Source organism: Chamaesiphon polymorphus CCALA 037 (assembly GCF_003003845.1).
GTDB lineage: Bacteria > Cyanobacteriota > Cyanobacteriia > Cyanobacteriales > Chamaesiphonaceae > Chamaesiphon > Chamaesiphon polymorphus.
The window spans coordinates 1-5,737 of sequence record NZ_PVWO01000380.1 but is presented as its reverse complement, the minus strand read 5'-3'; the positions used below and the strand labels follow the sequence as shown (position 1 = coordinate 5,737).

Sequence of the window (5,737 nt, the reverse complement as noted above, 5' to 3'; positions counted from 1 at the left end):
AATTGCGTGCGATCGCCGTTTAGGCGGCGCGCAAGCTTCGAGTCGATCGACGTTGTGGTGAATCCGAACTCAGCGCAAAACCAGCATAATTTAGACATGACCGCAAATACCGCAAATATCTCCGAGCCGATCGCGATCGATCTAGATCGAATCGAGATTCGCGCTGTACGAGAGGATGAAATACATTGCGTCGCGGAGATAGTTACTCGTAGTTTTCATTTCGATCGAGGGTGGATGGGATGGTTTACACCCCTATTCAAACTAGGTATTGCTGAAGATTTACGCCATCGTCTGCGCTCTCATAACGCTGGTTTGAGTCATAGCAAGCCCCAGCAACAAGTATGCTCGGTTGCTGTTTATGTCGATCGCGGCCAATCGCAGGTCATCGGGACGATCGAAGTGGGAATACGTACTACCAATTATCGTCAGCCAACACCCCATCGTTATCCTTATATTTCCAATCTGGCTGTGAGCCGAGATTTTCGGCGACGCGGGGTCGCCCAACAACTACTGAATAGTTGTGAAGAATTGACTAAATCGTGGGGATACACCGAAATCTTCCTACATGTGATGGGAGATAATCAGCGCGGTCGCAATTTGTATCAAAAATTAGGCTACGAGATCGTATCGCGGGAAATGGTCTGGTCGATTATTCCCTGGCACCGTCCGGAACGACTATTTTTGCGCAAACAGCTTTAGATTAGGCTTTAGGCTTTAGGGGATAGGAGATACAGGCTAACACCGACAACCTAATCCTGTAAATCCTGTAAATCCTGGTCTGCCTTTATTTAGCTTGGAGCAAAAAATACAGATATCTTAGGGCTAGTAGTATATAAATTGCATCGGCTAAATTGCTTAATTGAGATGACCGCTTGGTAGCATTTTAATGAATATTAGTCAATTAATTATCAATCGCTCCTAAATTTGAGTAACATATTGTTAACGTGCGAGAATTTATTGGAGAATCCCAAATGTTCGATAGTCAGACAGCTCGGAGATTAGTGTCTATTTTCGCTGTAGCCAGTTGCTCGATCGCAATTATCCCTGTTGCAGCTAGATCTCAAGCTTTACCTGGATTTACGATCTTTAGCGGTGTCGATCCAGCAGATCGACTCAGCTATCGCCTCGACTCCGGCAACCGGAACGCTACCGATCGCTATCAACTCAAAATTCCTGGCTCCAAAATCAATCGCCTGGGTGCAGCGCAAATTACCATCGGCTATCCAGAGTATTACAAAGGTAAATTTGACGATAAGGCTGTAGAAGTAATTGTCGGCGATAAATCAATCCCGATTCAATCCGTAGAGTGGGATCGAGAACGTCAAACGATCCAAATCGATCTCGCTCAAAGAATCAAAACCAAAGGTGACATCGAAGTCGTCCTCAATAACGTTCAAAATCCCGATAGTGCTGGCATGTATAATTTCACCTGCCAAGTCAAGAGTAGCGCGGAGTTTCCGTTGTCTCGCTCTTGTGGTACCTGGATTTTGAGTCTCGACTAGAGGCTCTCGCCGTTGGGGTAACTGTTACCCCATCGTAGAGGCACAAATCTTTGCGACACAGACATTTTTTGTCTGTGTCGCTTTTGTTTAGATGCAGAGGCCGAGATAGTATCTTGCTATACGATCGCCATGACGATCTGCAAATCCAAAACAAACCAGTCCATCATGAGGGATCTGAACGCAAAGGTGGGAATGATAGGCATATGCGGTCGAGCCTAAAATCTAATTTTTTTCAGATCTAAATTTTGTTGAGTACACTTGAGAACAGTCTATGCCGAGTAAATCCTTGTATAAATCAGTAGAATACGATGAATCCGCCTCCGAGCTGGATTTGAATGGCATAGACATGGATGAAGATAGTTTGCGAACGTCTTTGCCAGAGTTGTTTGAAGATGACCTCGATAGTACGGCAGTTCCGGCTGCTGCCAAAAATATTTATTACAGCAAGGATTTGGTGCGCTTATATCTCCAAGAAATTGGTAAAGTGCGCTTGCTGCTTAGAGATGAAGAAATCTCCGAGGCAAAAATCGTCCAACGCTACGTTCAATTGCTGGAATTGCGCAACAATGCCGCAGAACAGGTCAAGTTGGGCAAAAGTGATGACCTCGTAATCTTACAATACGTCGAAGCGATCGAAATACACGATCGATTGACCGCTCAATTGGGACATCGTCCTTCGCTAGAACGGTGGGCGAGTACCGCCGGGATCGCCCTAGCCGAACTCAAGCCGAGGTTGGCGGCTGGCAAGCAAAGATGGGCAGAACTAGCCGAAATGACAGTTGCCGAAATCGATGCCCTTCAGTCGGCTGGTACCCGTGCCAAACAGCACATGATCGAGGCGAATCTCCGACTAGTTGTCTCGGTTGCCAAAAAATACCAAAATCGCGGCTTAGAACTTTTGGATCTGATCCAAGAAGGCACGATGGGATTAGAGCGAGCGGTAGATAAATTCGATCCGACCAAAGGGTATCGGTTTAGCACTTATGCTTACTGGTGGATTCGCCAAGGAATCACCCGCGCGATTGCCACTCAAAGCCGAAATATCCGGCTTCCCGTCCACATTACCGAAAAATTAAATAAGATCAAAAAAGTTCAGCGCGAACTGAGTATCGAAACCGGACGCCCGCCCAGATTAGAGGAAGTGGCGAAGGCTCTGGATATGACGCTGGTGCAATTGCAAGAAGTTTTGATGCGGGTACCTCGATCGGTATCATTAGATGTCAAGGTGGGCAAAGATCGGGATACGGAATTGGGAGATCTGCTCGAAGCTGACGAAGTAACGCCCGAGCAAATGATGATGCGCGAGTCACTCCAAGGCGAACTGGTGCAATTACTGGCAGATTTGACCGATCGAGAGCGCGAAGTTATCTGTCTGCGCTTTGGACTAGGATACAGTCAGGCACATTCTTTAGCCGATATCGGACGGGTACTAGAACTCTCCCGCGAACGCGTCCGCCAAATCGAATCTAAAGCTCTCCAAAAACTCCGCCAACCCAAACGTCGCAACCGCGTCCGGGACTATTTAGAATCGATGAATTAAATTAATTGATAATTGATAGTTGATAATTGATAACTGGGTTGTTAGGGTGGGGTTTAAATCCCCACTTTAACAATAATCTGCTTAAAAGGCGGGAGATTTAGCTGATGCACCCAAACCCGTGTTACTTGTTCAAAAATGAGGTGAGAGCAATTCACCAATTGTCTCTACCAAATTTTTGCCATTTGTAATGTAAATCCTGGTAATTCTGGATCGCAACTGACACTCTCAGGCTGAATTAATACGGCAACCGAACCATCAGCACGGTAACAATAAACTTTGCGGTTTTGCCTGTCGATTAATAATCCCAAGCTCGCCCCATTTTCGATATATTCTTGCATTTTGGCTTGCAAGCTTTTGAGACTGTCGCTAGCAGAACGCAGCTCAACTACGAAGTCGGGACAAATCGGTGCGAAAGAGGCTTTTTGAGCCTCTGTAAGCGCATTCCAGCGATCGAGTCTAATCCATGCCGTGTCTGGAGATCTCATTGCGCCACTCGGTAGTGTAAATCCTGCGCTAGAATCGAATACCTCTCCAGTCTCATTTTCTTCTGCCCAGCGAGTCAGTTGATAACTAATTTTATTATTGCGGTTTCCGGTATCTGAAAAAGCTGGAGGCATAACGATTACTTCGCCATTGGCATTACGTTCGATGCGGAGATTGGGATTGCGATGACAAAATTCATAAAATTGCTCCTCACTCATCTGCGGTAATGTCATCAGTGCCGAAATATCTACTGTCATCGACATCGGTTCTATTTGAATCTGTAGATTAGTCATGTCACTCCAAGCCGATCGATACCATACGCTTATTATATTCTGATATCAGTAGATTCGCTGTCGTTAGAGTCTCTGAGCTTTATTACAGATTTAAAAATTTAATATTATGACACAATTTATGCTTGTTGTTGGCGATCGACCTCAAGATTTAGATAGTGTTTCTCGAGCGATTCATGAAGCAGATTGGTTTTTAAAAAAGATGGCACAAGAGTTGTTTACAGATCGACAGTTACAATCTTGCTGGTATCTAGAAAAAGAGCTGGCACACGACCTATTTAACCAGGCGCAAGTCCAGATTTTTGAATCTAAAAGTCTGGAAGAGACAATAATTGGGCAGTTATTAATCAAATTATTCAGCTCGTGCGAACAAATAGTATGTTGGTATGCTAATGACTGTGACGAGCTACCCGAATTTACGAATATCGAACTAGCACTGCAATACATCTCCTCTGAACTAATACAGCCAGGAGGAGAAGTATATCTAAGATTTAGAGGTAAGATGGCTGACTGATGTAGATCGTTAAGTTTCTCTACTACTATAAGTAACCTTGATTTCTTCAATGAGATCGTAGAGTAAAGATTCGATTTTGACGATTGTTTGTCCGCGTTGCATTTCAGTTCCGATCGATTGGGTAAAGTTTTTGGCAAGACGACGACTGAGTTTGGCACTGTCGGGGTCTTCTAATAATTTAGTCATGGCTGTATAGATCGATGCGGAGATTTCTGTAACGACACGATCGATCGCTTGTGCGGGTAATTCGCCGATGCCTGGGAGCATTTGGAGATTGCGATAAGCGGGAGATTCTGACAAAGCTTTTTGAAATAAGTGGCGCAAAATTGCTTCTAAATCTGGTTGAACTTTAGGAATTACCCGATATACTATTATTTCTAGAGTTAGCTCGATTAAGACTTCAATTTCGTTAATATTATTTAAATCAACGTGAGGGGTATTGAGATAGCTACGGATGACGCGAGTTATCTGTCCATCTCTAATGGCACCTTGAGTTTGATGCAGTGTTTGGAGAATGACGCCTTCAGTGAGTTCGTTGACAATCTGGGCAACAAATAAGCGATTGAGTTCTGACCTAACTAGATCTAGCTTAATTAATTTTGCTTGCTGCAACCGAATAATAACCGGAATTATTCGTAAAAATTGAGCGAATGGTAATATTAAAATTAGATCGTACCAGCGGCGGATAACTATCTGTTGCCAACTTAGCTGGCGATTATGACGGCGGACGAAGAAAATTCTGCCTAGTAGTTCGCCTGCAAAAATACCGATAAATATAATATCGATCTGCCAAAAATCATCGACATAATTACCAGATTCGTTCAATCGTCGATAATAATTGGTAACAATTAAAGGTTTAATTTGGCGATCGAAGAATTGGATCTCTTTATCCCAGCCAGCTTTGGTTAAATAATCTTGACTCCAGAAGGTATTAAATGCACCTTTAGCTGATTGATTTTGGACGCGATCGCGCATATCGTCTTTAATTCTTTCTAGATTGCCAGTTTTACCAGCTACTTGAAAGGGATTATTTTGAATCATGCTCGTACTCAAAGTATCCAATTGTTCCAGCCAACTTTTAGTTTGCGAAGAAGCTAGTCCAGTTTGCCGGACGGTGGTTTTGAGTTGTTCGACAGCATTGAGATAACGCTCGGTTTCGCGATGGGGTTGGATGCCTTTAAACCGATCGTATGCGCGCACGACGCTCGGTAAATTGTGAAAGTAAAAATCGCGACAGGGAATATAAGTCAGATCGAATATCGATACAATAAAACTAATCGTGGCAACAATCGCCATCGATCGCTCAAACCACATGTTCTTGCGAGTAGTTGGTGCTAACACTAAAAGATATTACAAAATACGTGGATCTCGCCACTCATTTTAGAGTATTTTGGCTATAGTTATTAGG

Annotated in this window: 6 protein-coding genes; 4 read left to right on the top strand and 2 right to left on the bottom strand. The window is 43.8% G+C overall.

Going from position 1 to position 5,737, the window contains the following annotated elements; translation table 11 throughout:
- From C7B77_RS22270 to sigC, 3 genes are all read left to right on the top strand, one after another.
- On the top strand, positions 1–699 hold a 699-nt coding region (locus C7B77_RS22270; RefSeq protein WP_219892244.1), incomplete at its 5' end, for a GNAT family N-acetyltransferase.
- 302 nt (positions 700–1,001) lie between these two features.
- Complete coding sequence (locus C7B77_RS22265; protein ID WP_181243972.1) at positions 1,002–1,502, top strand: DUF2808 domain-containing protein; 501 nt, start codon at positions 1,002–1,004, stop codon at positions 1,500–1,502.
- A 271-nt stretch (positions 1,503–1,773) separates the two neighbouring features.
- Positions 1,774–3,042 (top strand): RNA polymerase sigma factor SigC, encoded by a 1,269-nt coding sequence (gene sigC, locus C7B77_RS22260; protein ID WP_106310025.1) that lies wholly within the window; start codon positions 1,774–1,776, stop codon positions 3,040–3,042.
- Positions 3,043–3,206: 164 nt separating this feature from the next.
- Here the strand turns inward: sigC and C7B77_RS22255 are convergent, their stop codons facing one another.
- Entirely contained in the window at positions 3,207–3,818 is a 612-nt protein-coding gene (locus C7B77_RS22255) for a Uma2 family endonuclease (RefSeq protein WP_106310022.1), read from the bottom strand.
- A 106-nt stretch (positions 3,819–3,924) separates the two neighbouring features.
- Between C7B77_RS22255 and C7B77_RS22250 the strand changes: the two genes are divergently transcribed.
- Positions 3,925–4,329, top strand: coding sequence for a hypothetical protein (locus C7B77_RS22250; RefSeq protein WP_106310019.1), 405 nt, complete (start codon positions 3,925–3,927; stop codon positions 4,327–4,329).
- A 9-nt stretch (positions 4,330–4,338) separates the two neighbouring features.
- On the opposite strand, the gene C7B77_RS22245 is transcribed toward C7B77_RS22250, so the two are convergent.
- Positions 4,339–5,670 (bottom strand): hypothetical protein, encoded by a 1,332-nt coding sequence (locus C7B77_RS22245; RefSeq protein WP_245894311.1) that lies wholly within the window; start codon positions 5,668–5,670, stop codon positions 4,339–4,341.
- Positions 5,671–5,737 lie beyond the last annotated feature (67 nt).